17 protein-coding genes are annotated in these 18642 nt (G+C 41.3%); 4 read left to right on the top strand and 13 right to left on the bottom strand.

Annotated features, from left to right (window positions below; translation table 11 throughout):
* Positions 1-24: 24 nt before the first annotated feature.
* Both WN948_RS02060 and WN948_RS02055 read right to left on the bottom strand, forming a co-directional pair.
* A complete protein-coding gene (locus WN948_RS02060) occupies positions 25-594 on the bottom strand; it encodes a hypothetical protein (protein ID WP_342305340.1) in 570 nt (189 codons plus the stop codon).
* Complete coding sequence (locus tag WN948_RS02055) at positions 594-749, bottom strand: hypothetical protein (RefSeq protein WP_342305339.1); 156 nt, start codon at positions 747-749, stop codon at positions 594-596. Before WN948_RS02055 ends, WN948_RS02060 begins: the two co-directional genes overlap by 1 nt.
* Before the next feature lie 123 nt (positions 750-872).
* On the opposite strand from WN948_RS02055, the gene WN948_RS02050 reads away from it, so the two are divergent.
* From WN948_RS02050 to WN948_RS02040, 3 genes are all read left to right on the top strand, one after another.
* Positions 873-2165 (top strand): SPFH domain-containing protein, encoded by a 1293-nt coding sequence (locus WN948_RS02050; RefSeq protein ID WP_342305338.1) that lies wholly within the window; start codon positions 873-875, stop codon positions 2163-2165.
* 104 nt (positions 2166-2269) lie between these two features.
* On the top strand, positions 2270-3799 hold the full coding sequence (locus WN948_RS02045) for a zinc ribbon domain-containing protein (RefSeq protein WP_342305337.1): 1530 nt from the start codon (positions 2270-2272) through the stop codon (positions 3797-3799).
* Positions 3800-3938: 139 nt separating this feature from the next.
* Entirely contained in the window at positions 3939-4409 is a 471-nt protein-coding gene (locus WN948_RS02040; protein ID WP_342305336.1) for a hypothetical protein, read from the top strand.
* 299 nt (positions 4410-4708) lie between these two features.
* Here the strand turns inward: WN948_RS02040 and WN948_RS02035 are convergent, their stop codons facing one another.
* The 6 genes from WN948_RS02035 to WN948_RS02010 form a co-directional block, all read right to left on the bottom strand.
* Positions 4709-5116 carry a pyridoxamine 5'-phosphate oxidase family protein gene (locus WN948_RS02035; protein WP_342305335.1) on the bottom strand — a complete coding sequence of 136 codons (408 nt, stop codon included), beginning with the start codon at positions 5114-5116 and terminating at the stop codon, positions 4709-4711.
* Between the two features lie 143 nt (positions 5117-5259).
* Positions 5260-5853, bottom strand: a complete 594-nt coding sequence (gene pdxT, locus WN948_RS02030) for a pyridoxal 5'-phosphate synthase glutaminase subunit PdxT (RefSeq protein WP_342305334.1) — start codon at positions 5851-5853, stop codon at positions 5260-5262.
* A gap of 31 nt (positions 5854-5884) precedes the next feature.
* Positions 5885-6781 carry a pyridoxal 5'-phosphate synthase lyase subunit PdxS gene (gene pdxS / locus WN948_RS02025; RefSeq protein ID WP_342305333.1) on the bottom strand — a complete coding sequence of 299 codons (897 nt, stop codon included), beginning with the start codon at positions 6779-6781 and terminating at the stop codon, positions 5885-5887.
* A gap of 84 nt (positions 6782-6865) precedes the next feature.
* Complete coding sequence (gene gyrA / locus WN948_RS02020; RefSeq protein WP_342305332.1) at positions 6866-9379, bottom strand: DNA gyrase subunit A; 2514 nt, start codon at positions 9377-9379, stop codon at positions 6866-6868.
* An 11-nt stretch (positions 9380-9390) separates the two neighbouring features.
* Positions 9391-11295, bottom strand: a complete 1905-nt coding sequence (gyrB, locus tag WN948_RS02015; RefSeq protein WP_342305331.1) for a DNA topoisomerase (ATP-hydrolyzing) subunit B — start codon at positions 11293-11295, stop codon at positions 9391-9393.
* A 383-nt stretch (positions 11296-11678) separates the two neighbouring features.
* Positions 11679-12776 carry a hypothetical protein gene (locus WN948_RS02010; protein ID WP_342305330.1) on the bottom strand — a complete coding sequence of 366 codons (1098 nt, stop codon included), beginning with the start codon at positions 12774-12776 and terminating at the stop codon, positions 11679-11681.
* Positions 12777-12944: 168 nt separating this feature from the next.
* On the opposite strand from WN948_RS02010, the gene WN948_RS02005 reads away from it, so the two are divergent.
* Positions 12945-13439 carry a DUF2115 family protein gene (locus WN948_RS02005; RefSeq protein WP_342305329.1) on the top strand — a complete coding sequence of 165 codons (495 nt, stop codon included), beginning with the start codon at positions 12945-12947 and terminating at the stop codon, positions 13437-13439.
* A gap of 413 nt (positions 13440-13852) precedes the next feature.
* Here the strand turns inward: WN948_RS02005 and WN948_RS02000 are convergent, their stop codons facing one another.
* The 5 genes from WN948_RS02000 to WN948_RS01980 all read right to left on the bottom strand — a co-directional run bounded on the left by WN948_RS02000 (position 13853) and on the right by WN948_RS01980 (position 18638).
* A complete protein-coding gene (locus tag WN948_RS02000) occupies positions 13853-14467 on the bottom strand; it encodes a 4Fe-4S binding protein (protein ID WP_342305328.1) in 615 nt (204 codons plus the stop codon).
* A gap of 70 nt (positions 14468-14537) precedes the next feature.
* Complete coding sequence (locus tag WN948_RS01995; RefSeq protein WP_342305327.1) at positions 14538-14900, bottom strand: HTH domain-containing protein; 363 nt, start codon at positions 14898-14900, stop codon at positions 14538-14540.
* Between the two features lie 118 nt (positions 14901-15018).
* Positions 15019-16491: a homoserine O-acetyltransferase gene (locus WN948_RS01990; protein ID WP_342305326.1), complete on the bottom strand. Its 1473-nt coding sequence runs from the start codon at positions 16489-16491 to the stop codon at positions 15019-15021.
* Complete coding sequence (locus WN948_RS01985; protein WP_342305325.1) at positions 16488-17792, bottom strand: O-acetylhomoserine aminocarboxypropyltransferase/cysteine synthase family protein; 1305 nt, start codon at positions 17790-17792, stop codon at positions 16488-16490. The genes WN948_RS01990 and WN948_RS01985 overlap by 4 nt, the downstream gene beginning before the upstream one ends.
* Positions 17793-18053: 261 nt before the next feature.
* Positions 18054-18638: a GTP-binding protein gene (locus WN948_RS01980; RefSeq protein WP_342305323.1), complete on the bottom strand. Its 585-nt coding sequence runs from the start codon at positions 18636-18638 to the stop codon at positions 18054-18056.
* Positions 18639-18642 lie beyond the last annotated feature (4 nt).

Here is an 18642-nt window from a genome sequence, read left to right as displayed (position 1 = left end):
GATTTCAGAAAACAAAATTCCAGATTATTCGGTATCTGCCATTTCGGATTCGATCTTCTTTGAAAGCTCATCTTTTTCTGGTGTCTCGCTTGATAGCTCTGCAAGGAGTTCTGATCTTAATGAATCCTGCATATCAGAGAGTTCATTCCCACCACTCATTGCTGCATCCATGGAGGATGTCATCATACTTGTTGCTGTATTTACTTTTTCCATGGAGGTTCTTATGTTTGTTACAGCACCTTCGAGTTTATTGGTATCAAAGCCAAGTTGTTTTTGCCATTTTCCCAGGTCCTCGCCAATTTCAACAACTTCCTTTAGGCCGGTTTGCATCTCAATTACATCGGTCATGGATTGTGCCATCTCTACCATGCTGCTAATGGTGTTGACCTGACCCTCAACAAGGGAATGTCTTCGTGATGCAACTCTGAATTCTCTGTCGTTTCCATTTGCAAGAGCTTCTTTAGCCTGTTCCCTGGATTTCTGTTGTTTTTTCATCAGTTCCTTTTCACGGCTTGTTAGTCTTTGCTCGGAAATGCTAAGTTTTGTTTTCAGCTCTTCGGGTGATACCTTCTTAAATGGATTCTTTAATGCCATTACAATTCCTCTTCCATTCTTTTCTGTTTTGCATATCGTATACACAGTTTCATAGCTTCAGATTTATTGATAGCTATTCCCATTTCTACTAATGTATCCAGATATAGTTTACTGTCTTCTGAGATTCTTGCACTCACCGGGTACGAATTAGCCATTGTTATTCCAACTTTGCGTCGCTTTGTATGCTTATGTATACAATGGAAAACAATATATATAATACTTCCTCAATACCTAAATAGAAGTAAAAATTAAACATTAACAAAAAAGGTGTAAATATCATGGCGTTCAAATGGAAAAGAGAAGCAGATGATGTTGCCAGGGTGGTTCCTAAAAAGGAAGTTGGAGGTTTTTTCAGTAAAGCAGTAATCCTCTCTCCGAATGAAAAGGCAGCCATGGTAAAGAATGGAGTTGTTGATGAGATTGTAGACAGCGGTAAATTGAAGGTTGGTGGCCTTTTAAAACCGGGCAATATTGGGAAAGATGTGGATGTTGTCCTGATGGACACCTCTTCAAAGGATTTGCAATGGACGCAATCCGAACTATGGACCAGGGATAATCAGAAGGTAGCTTGCAGTGGACTACTCAGGTTCAGGGTACAGGATCCAAAACGTTTCTTCCAGATGCTCTATGCTTATACAACACCTGATAAAAAGGGAACCCGAGTACTTTCCGTACAGGATATATATTCTCGCCTTGAGGATGAAGTGCTTACCCTTGTCCTTGAACCTGAGGTCAGGCAGGAAGACATAGAAAAACTGTATGGGAACAGGAACCTTTGCCTTAATATAGAGAACGAGCTTGAAATGAGGGTTCGGTCCACATTGTCTATGTGGGGGCTGGAAATGCTGAAATATACAGTCCAGTGGGACCTTGGTTCTTATGGAAAGGTTATGCAGGCGACCAATGATTTTCAGACAAAGGAAGAACTTGCTGAGCTTGATACTCTTACAACAGAGGGGTATTCTGAGCGCAGGGGAAGAGAAGAAGTAGCAGAAATACGTGCAGGTCATGCAACAATTTCAACAGAAAGGGATTTTCAACGCAATCAAAAGTTGGGGGATGCCAAGTCTGATATTGATATCGAAAGGTTGCAACATGAAGCAGACATGCGGGAAGCCAGGGAAGCCATTGGCCTTAAGGAAGAATTAAAACTTGCAAAGGCTCGAGGAATGCGGGCGGAGCTTGAAGTCGAACAGGACATGAAAGACCGTGATCATGGTCGTGATATGGAATACCTCAAACATATTACAGAAGCTGGTGGAGTCGATGTCGCCAAGACTGTGAGTGAGGGTCGTGAATACGGACGTATGTCGCCAGAGCAACTGGAAGCACTTGCAAAGGTCAAACAGAGTGAGGCTGTTGCAAAGGAGGACAAGGTTAGTTTTATGATGGAAGTTGAGGACAGGGAACGCGCTGATTCATATCGAAGAAAGGAGCTTGATGCTTCTCTGATGGGGGCAGCGCAGGGCAAGATATCATCAACCGTGAGAAAATGTCCAGGTTGTGGTTCAACACTTCCTTCCGAATCGAGCTTTTGTAGCCAGTGTGGTAAAAAACTTACTGATATTTGATACTGATTGTATGAACTTAGTTCATACTTACTTTTTTTAAGCGAAGGTTAAATATCACTAAGGCTAAAAACAGTAAAACAGTAATATGGAAAGATAAAGGTGAAATGTTGGTACAAAAATCTTCCAAAGCTCTGATTATACTGCTTCTTGCATGCAGCATCTTTTGCCTGAATGCTGGTTCTGCATTTGCAGACGACTATGAAATTACACTTTCTGAAGGTGAGATAGCAGAGATTCAGGATGGTTACTACCTGACTGTAATGGATATTGATACCTACGATGAAACTGTAAGATTTGTGGTGTCATATTATGACACTATGGTCTGGGACCAGTATTACTCGCGAGGGGGGTACTTTTCTTACCAGGATGACCATTTGACCCTTCAATTCAAAATTGATGATGTATATTATGATTCATTCTATGGTTATGATTACGTAGTTCTTTCAGATACCTACATCTATCCTGATTATACCGTTACTTACGATGAAAATGCAGATGACCAGCAGCTTGATTACTCAACTGACTATGCGGATTCTTCCTATTACTCCGATACTTCTGCAGAAGATAAATTATATGAAATATTTGCAATTCTTGCCGTAGTTATTGTGGCAGTTTTACTGATGCGTAAAGTATCAAAGAAAGGCAAAGATAAAAAAGCTCTCAAAAAGGAAAAAAAGAAAGCTGCGTTTTCCTCTTCATATGGGAAAGAGAAGAGTTCAAAAACAGCTGTAAATACTGAAGCTGGAATTGTGACGACAGCAACTTCAAAACGTGACCCTGTGGTAATCAAATCAGCTCTCCAGTACAAAGGCGCAAATATTCTTTACAAGATCAAGGTTGAAAACACTTCAGAAGAGCCGATGGGTGATATAACCATAAGTCTCTTTGTTCCCGAGGTCTTCTGCATCAAGGATAATCAGAAGACAATACCTATGCTTCAGCCAAGGGAGGGAAAAACTGCAACTTTTTTGATCAGGCCAACTGGTGAGTGCGGGAATTGTATATTGGCAGGAAATATTCGTTATTATGATTACATACAGAAAAAGCATGTTCAGTTCGATCTTAGTAACAAAATGGTGGATATAGTCTGCCCGGTGCTCAAGGTTAAAGAGGTCGATGAGGCTGAATGGAGACTAAATATCAGTTCTATGATGATTGCAGAAGAAGATACCAAGGATCTTGTAATTCCGGCTGAGAACCTTTTTGATATGGCCACACGCATCCTGAAAGATATGAACATGTTTATGATAGTACCTGAGGTAACGTCCACACAACAACTGTTCACCGGTGTGGCAAGGTTTTACGGCGAAGGTGTGGCTGGTTTGAAGTATGCTGCATATGTTGAAGTGGTGGGTAAACGTAAATCAAGGCTAATAGTAAAAGCATGGGCTGAAAAAGAAGAAGCGCTTACAGGTTTCTATCATAAGATACTTGAAGAGATTGAAAAAAGAACTGATATCAAACTTTTTGTTGATGATTCTGTAACCCAGTATAATATAAGCAACACCACAATACAGGACAGTGTTATTCAGCGCTCGAATATTGGTAACGGTAAAAGAACGTGTCCTCAGTGTGGACGGGAAGTTGCTGGCAGTGAAAAGTTCTGTATTAATTGTGGGCAGAAACTTGATTAATAATTGTTTTAAAGAGTTATTCTTCCTAGATTAGGACTGGATTTTTGTCTTATTTGATTTTCTTTTGTTGAACTACATAAACACAAAATTTAAATAATATGATACGGAAATAACATTCCGCATATACTACAAAACGTGTATGTTTTTTAATCACAATAGGAGGTTATCAGATGAGGCTGGAATTTATGGAAAAAAGTCGAGATTTGACGAATTTGAACAGGAATACCGTGACTCAAAGGCATACCTTCGTAGAGCAAGACAGTTCCAGACAGAAGGACAGGATCATAGTGTTGTATTCAACGTATCCTCACTCGCACTTGAACGTTATCTTGTTGCTTTGTGTTATTTGTATGACGTGGAACCATTTAATCACAATTACACCTGCTTGATGGATACTGTGGAAATGATTATCGATGTACCGGAAGAATTGAACAAAGAGATTAGGTCTATGGATAAGATATTCGGTATTTGTTCTATTGACGATTATTATCATGGTGAACCTGAGCTATCCGATGCTGATAGGATTCTGTCAATGTGCGATTCAGTTGAGGGATTGTTCGATCAGGAAAAGATACCCTCAATTAGAGATTCTTTAGAGGAATGTGAATGAACATTTCCTGATATCTCTTTTTTAAGACTCGTTATCTTTTTTGAATAGTACTTATTTAGAAACCTATCTTTTTGACTGTTTTTTAACTTAATAGAATCTTCTGATGGATACTTTATTATATAAGACATACCAAGGAAGTGTCGTTATGTTTTGTCGGACATAACGGTCCAAACATTGCTACTTCGGATGATGCTATGCTCGAAAGGGCATAACATACATTCTGCTTTTACTCAAAGCATTTGCTACACATATTATCTAAAACGATGTCAAAAAAGAAAAAAAGAAGTTTGAAGATACGATTAAATTAACTTCTTTCCGGCATCATCTCCGCTTTTACACTCAAAGACTTCAGTAATTGTCATTTTCATGAGCAACTTTGCAGGAAAACGCTCACCTATTCCTTTTACGATCTTGCGCATTGCCTCATATTCCTCTCCGCTATCGATGACTCCGATATCACCTTTTATCTGGAAACATCCTTTGATCTCCGGTCCCCACACATAGATAGCACCTTTTGGATTTGCCATGATGTTCTCTTTTGTCTTGAGGAAATAGTTGTCCACAATCCAGACAGTCTCTGAATCTTCCTGGAGCATGCACATGCCAATAGGAATAACGTTTGGTACGCCGTCCTTTGAAGCTGTTGCGAATGGGAATATCTTCATCTTTGCGAATTCTTCTTTCATCTCGTCAGTTAGTTTTACCATTGATGTCACCTCTGCATATCAAAATTAACATTACAGTTAGTGTACACGCTGATGCAGCTTAAACTTTTTCATCAGTGATATTCCTGAATGATAAAAAGACTATATGTCAAAGAAAAAATAAAAATGTGAAATAAAAAAAAGGATTAGAATAGTTTATCCAAGAAATACTGGTGAACTCTCGTATCAAGTGTAAGTTCAGGATGGAATGCCAATGCCAGAACGTTTCCTTGTTCGGCAGCAACGATCATATCATCGATCTTTGCCAGGACTTTAACATCATTTCCTGATTTTACAATTCCAGGTGCTCTAATAAAAACGGCATTATAAGGTGAACTCAGAAATGGAAGTTCAAGCTCAATCTCAAAAGAATCGCGCTGTCTTCCAAAAGCATTCCTGTTGACCTTTGTATCCATGAGGCCAAGAAGATGTTGATGTGTTTTTGCAACTTGTTCATCGCCTGCTGTTGCAAGCAAGATGAGACCTGCACATGTGCCCATTATGGGTTTACCGGCATCTTTCATATCTCGTATCTCATCTGCGATACCTTCTCGTATCAGCAGTTTTCCAAGGGTCGTGCTTTCTCCACCTGGAAGTATGAGTGCATCACATTCAGGAACAGTGCCCATGTGTTTAATGCTAACGATTTCAGCTTCTTTACCACGCTGCATGAGTGCTCTTTCAAGAGCCTCGACGTGTTCAGAAACATCTCCCTGAATAGCAATAACACCAATTAACATAAAAATCCCGTATTAAAAAAGTTGGATGGGATTACCATCCACGGTTCTGTAAAATATCTTCATCAGGAATGGAATCAACACTGATACCTTTCATGCCGGTTCCGATACCCTTTGATACCTTTGCAAGCACTTCAGGATTGTCGTAGTTGTTAACAGCCTCAACAATAGCCTTTGCCATGAGTTCAGGACTCTCTGACTTGAAGATTCCAGAGCCTACAAACACACCATCTGCACCCATGCGCATCATAAGGGCTGCATCTGCTGGTGTTGCAACACCGCCTGCTGCAAAGTTGACAACAGGAATACGCTGCATTTCTGCTGTTTCTATCACAAGTTCTATTGGAGCTTCAATATCGCGAGCAACAGCAATGAGTTCTTCCTTGCTCATGCCTTTTAACATGCGAATCTCACCAAGTATCTGCTTCATGTGCTTTACGGCTTCACTAACATCACCAGTTCCAGCTTCGCCCTTTGTGCGTATCATTGCAGCGCCTTCGTTAATTCTGCGAAGTGCCTCACCAAGGTTTCTTGCACCACAAACAAATGGCACAGTGAACTGGGTCTTGTCAATGTGATAGCTATTGTCAGCAGGTGTGAGTACTTCGGACTCATCAACCATGTCGACACCAAGAGCCTCTAATATTTCAGCTTCTACAAAGTGACCGATACGTGCCTTTCCCATAACAGGAATAGTTACAGTAGAAATTATGTCTGCAACTATCTGAGGATCTGCCATTCTGGCAACTCCGCCTTCCTTTCTGATATCTGCAGGCACAGTCTGAAGTGCCATAACAGCAACAGCTCCAGCCTCTTCTGCTATCTTTGCCTGCTCAGGGTTTGTGACATCCATTATCACACCGCCTTTCTGCATCTTTGCAAAGCCGCGTTTAATAAGCTCTGTACCGTGTCTTAATTTTTCAAGTTCCATAATATCATCCTGATTAAGTTTACGAATTTTTATGCCTAGCTACTCAGATTACTAGATAAAGTTAATGCTTAAAAGCATTTACATCTAGTCTTCTTCAGCTTTTAATCTCGCTACACCAACGACTGTGTCGCTGGCTCGAACATTCATTATCTTAACTCCTTGTGTGTTCCTTCCCTGGACACGAACATCCTTCACCGGAATGCGAATGATGATGCCTTCGGAACTCGTCAGAATTATGTCGTCATCTTCGTGGACTGCTTTGACATTGATGACCGGTCCGTTGCGCAGACTTGTAACAATGGTTATAACACCACGGCCGCCCCTGTGCATTGATCTGTATTCTCCGAATTCCGTTCTCTTACCAAAACCATTCTCGGTTACTGTGAGAAGCGAAGCGCTTTCATCCACAATATCAAGGCTAACTACCATATCACCGGCTTCCAGGTTCATTCCCCGGACACCTCTGGCACTGCGACCCATTACACGTACTTCATCCTCGGCGAATCGTATTGCTTTTCCGTGTCTTGAAACCATGACCATATCTCTGAAACCGTCAGTGAGGGCCACATTTACAAGTTCATCATCATCAAGAAGGCTTATGGCAATTATACCCTTTTTGCGTGGATTGCTGAAATCGGATAACTGGCTCTTCTTGACCGTACCCATGCGCGTAGCCATAAAGAGGTATTCATCCTCTTTGAACTCGCTTACAGGTATCATGGCTGTTACCAGTTCACCGTCGCCAAGTTCGAGCAGGTTAACAATGGCCTTACCACGAGCCTGTCTGCTGCCCTCTGGTATTTCATACACCTTACGCCAGTGTACACGTCCTCGATTTGTGAAGAACATGATATAATCATGCGTTGAGGCAACGAAGATGTCAACCACGAAATCTTCATCTTTGGTGTCCATGCCGATCACGCCTTTTCCGCCTCTGTGCTGTTGGGAATATGTATCCACAGGAAGTCTCTTGATGTAACCGCTATTAGTAATGGTCACTACCATATCCTCTACAGGAATCAGATCTTCATTTTCCAGTTCCTCTTCAGAGGCTATGATAGCGGTTCTGCGTTCATCCCCAAAGCGTTCCTTCAGATCTTCCAGTTCTTCCCTGATCATACCATATTTCTTTTCATCGCTTTCAATGATATTTTTCAATTCAGCAATGCGCTTGATAAGTTCATTATACTCATCATCAATCTTTTGCCTTTCAAGACCAGTGAGCTTCTGCAGGCGCATATCCAGAATAGCCTTTGCCTGTAGTTCATCAAGCCCAAACCTGGAAATGAGTCCTGCCCTTGCATCTTCCACCGCTTTGGAAGAGCGTATGAGTGATATGACCTCATCCAGGTGGTCCAGAGCAATCTTCAAGCCTTTCAGTATATGGGCCCTGTCTTCTGCTTTTTTCAGTAGGAACTGCGTGCGCCTCTGGATAACATCAATGCGGTGTTCCAGATATATTTTCAGTATTTCTTTTAAGTTAAGCTCCCGAGGCACATTATCCACAAGTGCAAGATTGATTATACCAAAGGTTGTCTGCATCTGGGTGTGCTTGTAGAGCTGGTTCAGTACTATGTTTGCATTGGTACCACGGCTCAGTTCCACAACAACACGTATTCCCTCACGATCAGATTCATCACGCAGGTCTGTTACACCAATGACTCTCTTTTCCCTGACGAGGGACGCTATATCCTCAATGAGTTTTGCCTTGTTAACCTGGTAAGGGAGTTCTGTGACAATTATACGGTACTTGTCCTTTTTCATCTCATCTATTTCAGCAACAGCTCTGATCCTTACTTTTCCACGACCAGTTTCATAGGCTGACTTTATTCCCTGAGTGCCAAGTATGATACCGGCGGTAGGGAAATCAGGTCCTTTGACCGCTGTCATCAATTGAGGAATTGTCACTTCGGAATCATCAATAAGCATTAAAGTTGCATTGATAACCTCAGTAAGATTGTGAGGTGCCATATTGGTGGCCATACCCACAGCAATACCTGTGGAACCATTGATGAGGAGATTTGGAAGTTTTGCCGGAAGTACGACGGGTTCCTGAAGGGAACCATCATAGTTGGGGCGTGTGGAAATTGTCTCTTTATCGATATCCAAAAGCATCTCATCGCATATCTTGTCCATGCGAACTTCAGTGTAACGCATGGCTGCAGCGGAGTCACCATCAATTGAACCGAAGTTACCCTGTCCGTCTATGAATGGATATCTCAAAGAGAATTCCTGAACCATTCTGACAAGAGAGTCATAAACCGCAGTATCACCATGTGGGTGGTACTTACCAAGAACGTCTCCCACTACACGGGCTGACTTCTTGTAGGCTTTGTCATAAGTGATGCCTGCCTCTTTCATTGCATAGAGTATCCTGCGGTGAACAGGCTTCAGGCCGTCCCTTGCATCAGGTAATGCACGACTCACGATTACACTCATCGCATAGTCCATGAATGACTTTTTCATTTCATCTTCAATGAGAATAGGGACTATCTTTTCACCTGTATCCGTAAGCTGGATGTCAAAAGGAATCTCATCTTCGGATGTATTTGATGAATCGTTATCCTGAACATTTTCATTATCAATATTATCTGCCATTTTTTCTCACCTCATACATCCAGGTTAGCGACATCTTTTGCATGTGTCGTGATAAAATGCTTACGTGGAGCTACCTCATCTCCCATCAGGACTGTGAATATCTCATCTGCAGCAACCGCATCTTCCATTGTGACCTGCAACAGTGTCCTTGTATCAGGGTTCATTGTCGTTTCCCATAGTTGTTCAGGGTTCATTTCTCCAAGACCCTTGTAACGCTGGAGAGTTACATTCTTTTCACCGATCTCCTCCAGCTTTGCTGCAAGCTCGCGGTCGGAATAGACATAGTAGTCGGCTTTGCCTTTCTTCACACGATAGAGCGGAGGTTGCGCTATGTACACATAACCGGCATCTATCATTGGTCTCATGTATCTGAAAAATAATGTAAGTATGAGTGTTCTGATGTGTGCTCCATCAACATCGGCATCAGTCATAATGATGACTTTGTGATAACGTGCCTTCTCAATAGTATAATCATCGCCAATACTTGTTCCCATGGCTGTGATAAATGAGATGATCTCATTGTTCTTGAGGATCTTTGCCAGACGGGATTTCTCAACGTTGAGGATCTTACCCCTTAGTGGAAGAATTGCCTGATATTTCCGGTCCCTCCCCTGTTTAGCTGAACCTCCTGCAGAGTCTCCTTCCACAAGATAAAGTTCACTGAGTGATGGATCCTTTTCTGAACAATCTGCAAGTTTTCCAGGAAGTGTGCCTACGTCAAGGGCGCTCTTTCTTCGTGTGAGTTCCCTTGCTTTCTTTGCAGCTTCCCTGGCACGTTGTGCATCCAGTGCTTTTTGCAGTATAGTAGTGGCAACTTTAGGTTTTTCTTCCATATATTCTGAAAGTCCCTCTGAAACCATGGAGTCCACAATTCCTTTGACCTCGCTGTTACCCAGCTTCGTCTTGGTCTGTCCTTCGAATTGTGGCTCTGTTATTTTGACACTTATGATGGCGGTCAATCCTTCACGAATATCTTCGCCTGAGAGTTTCAGGTCACCTTTAGCAAGGTTGTTCTTTTTGATATAATCGTTAGCAACCCTTGTAAGTGCTGATTTAAAACCAACAAGGTGAGTACCACCTTCGTGGGTATTTATGTTATTAACAAAAGAGTAAACATACTCGGCATAGTTATCCGTGTACTGCATTGATATTTCAACAATAGTATCGTCTTTTTTCCGCTCAAAGTATATCGGGGAATCATGAAGCACATTCCTGTTATTGTTCAGGTGTTCGACAAAAGAAACAATGCCGCCTTCGTACTCAAATACTTCTTCGACTAGTTCTTCGTCCCTGTGATTTGCTATGCTTATCTTTAAACCTCGGTTGAGGAATGCAAGTTCACGCAGTCTTGTCACCAGGGTATCATAAGTAAATTTGACAGTTTCAAATATTTTAGTATCCGGCATGAAAGTGGCTTTTGTTCCTGTGCCACTGGTCTTACCGATCTCCAGTACGTCATCTACAGGCTTTCCACGTTCATAACGCTGGTAATACACTTTACCATCACGCTGGACCTCGACTTCCATCCATTCAGAGAGTGCATTTACAACTGATACACCAACTCCGTGAAGACCACCAGATACTTTGTAAGTATCCTTGTCGAATTTACCACCTGCATGGAGAACAGTCATAACGACTTCAAGTGCTGATTTCTTGTACTTGGGGTGTATTCCTACGGGAATACCTCTTCCATTGTCCTGAACGGTGATAGTTCCATCATGATTTATCGATACGTCTATCTGCGTACAGAATCCGGCAAGTGCTTCATCAATACTGTTGTCCACTACCTCATATACAAGATGGTGGAGGCCCCTGCCATCAATACTTCCAATGTACATGCTCGGTCGTTTGCGAACAGCTTCAAGTCCTTCAAGTACCTGAATGTTGCTTGCATCATAAGCCTGTTTTTCACTCATTTAAATACCGCTCCGTGAAAAATTCATAATTACCACATAAATAAAGTCTAATCAAATATGTCTAAAATGTATACTTAGTCGTCCCTCAAAAATATAGTCTAAGAAATAATTATTTTGAATCTCTTGGTTCTTATTTTGGTCTAGAACATCTGGCTCTTCATTACGCATTCATGCTTATTAAATGTTTATATAAATTTCTTTAAAAAAGTGGAAGAATAAAACTTTTGCAGTCTTTTGCAGGTAAAAATATCCATATTTGATGCTAAACTATTTTTAAAAAAAGTTGTTTAATTATTAAAAGCAAAGATAACGTTGAATTAAATATTATTCTATTATGAGAGTGCAAAATCAGTAAAAAATTAAAAGGACAGTTACGTCCTTTATTATTTTCTCGCTGCATAATATATATTCCCAACAGGTATGCAAGTGGCAGCTATATAGACAAGGGCTCCTATGACAGGAATCTCACTCACCAGAAGCAGGACAAACATTCCCAGTGCCAGCTCGATCCATGGTTTTGATTCTTTATCCATTTTCATGAGCAAATACTTTCCAAGCCATATACCAGTGAATATCCTTGCAATGTAGAGACCTGCAAATATCAATGCCATGAGTATCAATCCAAGAGGTATGCCTATCACTGTGATAAGTAGCATGAGCGTAAGTATCATGGCTGCTATAAATATTGCAAGACCGATGAGAAATGTTTTTCCTGGTACTTCAGGAGTCTTTGAAACTATATTCTTTATCTGTTCCGGCCAGATCGCTATTCCCAGAAGACCTATCAGCACAAGTGAAAGATATCCTATGAACCATGAAATAATGGAAAATTTGCCATCGTCCTTTTCCTCATATTCTTCTAGAAGGAAGTCAGTCTCTTTTCCTACTGTTCCTGCAGGAACATCTGCACTTTGAGGGCTTCGGTATTTAAGATCGCCAGTGATGTATGCATCTGGCAGTATTACAAGCTGTCCTGTACTCAGGTCAACATTTCCACCAACTGCACCACCGAGTGTAACTTCACCACCTGAACCTGTGACATTTCCCTCCACATCTCCGAGCAGGCTTAGCTGACCTGTTGCAGATGTGAGGTCACCACCAATGGAGCCGGTATTGGATATTTTTGTGTCACCTGAAAGCGATATTAGGTCATCCTGAACGGTTCCATCGATTGTCAGTGTCCCGGCTGCAACCCTGACATCATCACCAACGTTACCTGTTATTGTAACGTCCCCGGCAGCAACTATCAGATCCTGTGTTATATTTCCCTGGACATCTACCTGTCCACCGGCAGCTATAACGTCTCCGATAACTGTTCCCCTGATGATGATATTATTGCCAGCCACTACCACATCATCTTCTATAATATCGTCTATGATTATTGTATCCCCACCTTCAATGGTAGTGAAAGCTGATGCAGGATAACTAAGCACAAAGAAAATTACAAGTAGTTCTAATAAAATCCTAAACTGTGTTCTCATATTAAACTCCCCTTTTAATATTCTGCCCCAAATATGCATTGTATCTAATGGATTAAATGCTTAATTGGGAGTTATTGCTTTCAATGAACAAAAAGGAATCTGGCGATTTTCCAGTCCTTTGTTGAAAAAACACTTATGTACTTTCACCCAAGATTAGTCCTGAACAGGATGAACAGATCAGACTTATTCACTGAACTCCAAAAAAAAGCCAGATACATCTCCAACGATGACCTGAGCCTTGCACGGGCTGCCATAATGGAAGCTGCAGAGAACATTCCTGAACCTTACAAGACGATCTATTCATCTGATTATTTCATTTTCCTTTACGAGAGTTTTCTCAGATTGAAAAGACATGAGCAGATTCAGACTGAAGAAGAAATTGATGCAATGGACTACAGTTCTCTTCTGGATAGCATAAAGGACAAAAACGTTTCTCCAGACAAAAAAAGAGAGGCTTTAACAAGACTCACCAGTCTTGTGCTTGCATATCTGGTCTTCATAGTGAAAGAGCCACTGCATCCTGTAGGAATGCTTTTCCCGGGAGGCGCGAAGATAACTCAGAAAGAACTGGATTGTTATTGTCCGGTCAAGGATAAGCAAGCAGAGACCAATATCTCATTCTGTGAGTTCTGTATCTGTAAGGACAGTTCTGAATTGGGATGAGTGGACAGAATGATTAACTGGAAAAACGGTTGCAGATTGTCAATTTCATGAGAAACATCACGGCTTTTAATTATCGGTATGAAGGAAAAAAGTTTAGCACTTTATTCTTTTTATCTTTTCGGACCGTGCCGGCTTCGCCGGAGCCCTCCGGGATGTTCTTAGCTATTCATGACTTCTGATCAATAAAGTTTGTTGTTCCCTTGTCTTGTGTTTCTGATAGTTCTACAAAAGGTCATTGACAAAAAAACAGTGCAAACATCCGCCGTAGGCGGCACGTACCTTCGCTTCCATTCTGAGGACTATTTAAATAGTTCAGTTATTGAAAAATGCTGAGTTCAAAGTTTCAATTAGAAGGATTCTGCAGAGATGTTTGCTAAAAATGAAAAATAGAAAATAGTGCCTGAACCTCAAGTTCAGGCTTCAAATGAAAGTGCCTTTGTAGGACATGCAGTTATGCATCTTCCGCACTTGATACAGTCCGGTTTCTTACTGTTGTTATGGACTTCAAGCTGCATTGGGCAACTCTTATCGCATTTCTTACAGCTGATGCACTTTGATTCATCGAGCTTCAACTGGTATTTGTGACCACCGATGAAGTTCTGGACTGTTCCCATTGGACAGAATGTACACCAGGTACGTGGACTGACAGTGGTTCCGGCAATTAGTGCAATAGTTGTTGTAACAAGGCACATGATTACGAAAACCATGCCAATCTGATTGATAAGGCCCTGTGTGCTGAGCAGTCTGTAACCCATGAATCCCATCATCATAAGGAATAATGGAACCCTGATCCAGAAACTTCTGAGAATTGCAGGTATCTTTTTATTGCGTGTTATTTTGCCAACCCAGAAATCGTTAAAACTTCCTCTGGGACAGAGATTTCCGCAGAACCATCTTCCTCTGAAGTAGCTTGTGACAAGTAGTGTTGCAAATACAAGCATCAGGAAATATCCGAGCAGTGGGAACCATAGTCCTGCGATTGATACGATAATGACAAGTATTCCAAGATGTGGAGTAATTTTTAGCACTTTTTTCACCCATTATAAATGATGTTTTTAATTTGATTAGTTGAAATTGGTATGTGAAACCCTGTTAGTTTCACTGGTTTTCATCCGCCCATGACTGGAGTTCGCTGTCCACTCTTTTGACCCAGCTGTTCACAATCTCCATAATAAGTTCATGGATCTCCTTCTTGCTGCGTATCTTGTAAACAAAGAAGTAACCTCCGCCGTCCATATTGTTCTGGGAACGAATGAGTATCTTCCTTTCATAGAGTTTCTTTACACTTCTCTGGACAGTTGACAGATTAAGTTCAAGTTCTTCAGCTATGCTCTCTGTTGTAAGCCAGTTCTGGCCATATTGAAGGAAATATTTCAATATCTGAAGTTCGGCTTTTGTAAGGTTCAGGCCACATTTGATGACAGCTTCGATCTCAAACTCTTTGCAGGCAAAATCAACCATATAATACCTCTCTAATTCAACAGTACTGCAATAAAGCGTCAGCTGTATATAAAGGGTTGTGAGTACTGCTCATAACTGTAAAAAAACAGAAGTACTAAAAAAAAAGTCGAATGGAAAATTACCTGTATCCGCCTATCAGCCTGTTAATCTCTTCGCTGCCGATGATTCCAATTATTTTTTTCTCATCATCAACTACCGGAAGGGCGGAAATATTATTCTGCTCCATCTTCTTTGCAGTACTTTCAATATCCTCATTCCCTTTTGCTGTGAGGACATTCTTTGTCATTATTCCACTGAGTGTCTTGCATTTCAACGCCACTGCCTTGGATATATCCCATGAGGTAACAATACCCATCAGTTCATTGGTTTCATTAACCACAGGCAGGTGGGTTATTCCTTTTTCAAACATCACCCTTGCAGTTTCTTCAATGCTGATACCCTGCTTTATTGACACGATATCAGTTTTCATCACATCAGAAACAATAGTGTGTGAAAGGAAATTACCTATCAGGTAACCTAATTGTCCGGATTCCAGCAGGAATGCATCATGTCCGTAATTGGATTCAATTTCCCTGTAAGTCACATCCAGGTCATTTGCACTCAATGCCGATACTATCTCTCTGGACTGGTATGGTGGATAGAGCCAGTCAGAACTGACAGCAACAACAAGGAATTTTGCTTTTGCAACTTTCATTCCTTCTATCAAGGAGCCTTTTTTGGACAGGTCGAAGTAATCCAGTGCCTTGGAAATGTAGAGATAGGAATTTGCATCAAAGCGTCTTGTAAACGACTGTCCCTGATAATGGAGGTAACTCTCAACCTCAAAATCAAAACCAAGGTTGTAATCGTATTCTTCCTTATCCTGTAGTTTCCTTCCGAATTTCTGGTGCATAGCGGCATCGCTGAGGTATGTTATGTGCCCTATCATCCTTGCCAGTGCTAATCCGTGTGTAGGTGCAGATCCGCCGTAGTAGTCACCGTTATTCCATTTCGGGTCGGATAGTATAGCTATCCTTGCAACCTCGTTGAATGCTATCTGCTGAGGCGATGAACGAGCTGTGGTTGCAATAGCTATTGCTTTTGTCATGTAGTCAGGATATGAGACTGCCCATTGTAGTACCTGCACTCCTCCCATTGATCCGCCAATAACTGCAAAGAGCTTTTGTATTCCAAAATGGTCCACAAGCTCTTTCTGTGCTTTCACCATGTCGGTAATTGTGATGAACGGGAAACCCTTGCCATACTGCTTACCTGTTTCCGGATTTATGGATGAGGGGCCTGTTGAGCCCTTACATCCTCCAAGTACATTGGAGCAGATTACGAAGTATCGGTCTGTATCAACGACCTTTCCCGGTCCGATGAGTATATCCCACCATCCTGATTTGCTATCACCTTTATGCAATCCTGCAGTATGTGCATCTCCTGTGAGGGCATGGCAGATAAGAATAGCATTGCTTTTCTCAGGGTTCAGTTTTCCATAGGTTTCATAGGCCAGATGCACATCCCGGAGCTTCTCACCATTTTCCAGCACAAGTTCATCAGGCAAGTTGAAATCCTTAGTTTCAACAATGCCTACGTTCTCTTTTTTCATAGTCCCTGCGACCTTTTCAACGCCTGATCTATATCTGCTATAATGTCTTCCACGTCTTCAAGTCCCACTGACATTCTGATGAAATCATCGGTCACACCAGTGGACTTTCTCTCATCGGCTGTCAGTTGCTGATGTGTAGTTGAAGCCGGATGTATCACCAGTGTCTTTGCATCACCTATGTTTGCCAGATGTGATAGCAGTTCAACGTTGTCAATGAACTTCTTTCCGGCTTCCAGGCCGCCTTTTATTCCAAAGCCAAGAATTGCTCCATATTTTCCGTTAAGATATTTAGTGGCAAGTTCGTGGCTTGGATGACCTTCAAGTCCTGGATAGTTCACCCATTCAACGTCAGGATGTCCATTAAGGAATTCTGCTATTTTCTGTGCATTGCTGCTATGTCTTTCAACCCTAAGGGGTAGTGTTTCTAGTCCCTGCAGGAAGAGGAATGAATTGAACGGACTCAGTGCAGGTCCAAGATCACGAAGAAGATGTACCCTCATTTTGATAATGAAAGCAATGTTTCCAAGATCGGGGAAATCACCAAATGCTTCCCAGTATTTCAATCCGTGGTATCCTGGATCTGGTTCTGTTAATCCGGGGAATTTCCCGTTGTCCCAGTTAAAATTACCGGAATCCACAATCAAACCACCAATTGAAGTACCATGTCCTCCAAGGAATTTGGTTGCCGAAAGTACAACAATGTCAGCACCAAAATCAATAGGTCTGGTGATACCGATACCCACGGTATTGTCAACTATCAGCGGTATGCCGGCATCATGTGCTATCTTTGCTATCTCTTCAAGATTTGGTACGTCAAGCTTCGGATTTCCAATTATTTCAGCGTAGATTGCTTTTGTTTTTGGAGTGATGGCTTTTTTGAATTCTTCCGGTTTTGTGGAGTCCACAAAATGTACTTTTCTTCCAAGTTCTGGAAAAGTGTTATTGAATAACTGGTATGTTCCACCGTAGAGATTGTTGGCTGCAACGATCTCATCTCCCAGTCCTGTAACTCCAAGTGTTGCAAGAGTAATAGCGGACATTCCAGAAGAAACAGCAAGTGCACCAGTGCCTCCTTCAATTGCAGCGACCCTTTTCTCAAGGACATCGGTTGTAGGGTTCATGAGTCTGGTGTAAATATTGCCAAACTCTTTCAGTCCGAAAAGGTTGGCTGCATGTTCTGCATCCTTGAACGTATACGATGCTGTCTGGTAGATTGGTACGGCACGTGACCCTGTTACAGGATCTGGTTCCTGTCCTGCATGCAAGGCCAATGTGTTGAATCCAAATTTCTTCTTGTCCATGTTGTTTCCTCTTGTATTCTCTCATGCACAACTTTGTTGTGATATTAGCTAATGGTCGTCGTTTTATATAAAACATTGCATAATCTGTACGTTTATTATAACCATTGGTTATTTTAATGGGGGTTTTGTGGTTTAGATTTTGTTTTTTAGTACTCCTTATAAAAAAATCCACGCTTCTAAATTGAATAAAGAATAAAAACAGCCAGAAGCTATGAATTAAAATAATGGTATGATACAATTTTCTTTTATGAAGCAAAGGAATTAAGCTAGCAGCGTTTCCATAAATGCGTCTTCCCTGACTTTTGGACTTTTAAGTATCTTTGCAGTTGAATTCAGCTTTTGTACAAGTTTCTTAACAGCAGTTATATGTTCCTTTGTATCAAGTTCTATCTTATTGATGCATACTATTTCTGCGCCTTCTACCTGTTTTTTTGAATACTCTATAAGTTGGTCTGTTTTTATTTCAAATTCAGTTGAATTGATAAGCACTATACTTGGAAGCAGTTCAGTATTTGGAAGTGCCATTCTTTCAATGTCTGCTTTTAGTTTATGTGGAAGCACAGTTTCTTCAGTTTCAATGAAAATCGTATCCGGACTGAATTCTTCCTGTAGTATCAGTAAGTTACTTCTGATGTCCGTATCAAGGGAGCAAGGGATACAAACACTGTTGACTTCCTTTGTCTTAATTCCCAGTCCATCAAGCGTTTTTTCATCATAGTCCACTTCCCCGGTTTCCTGTACAATAACTCCTATTTTCTCTCCCTTTGAATTCAGGTATTTAGCGAGATCAAGGATCATTGTTGTCTTTCCACTATCTGTTGCTCCGCCTATGATGCCTACTTTCATATTG

The sequence above is a fragment of the Methanolobus sp. ZRKC5 genome (genome assembly GCF_038446525.1).
Classification (GTDB): domain Archaea; phylum Halobacteriota; class Methanosarcinia; order Methanosarcinales; family Methanosarcinaceae; genus Methanolobus.
The sequence above is the reverse complement of the archived record's forward strand: the minus strand, read 5'-3'. Positions and strand labels throughout refer to the sequence as shown.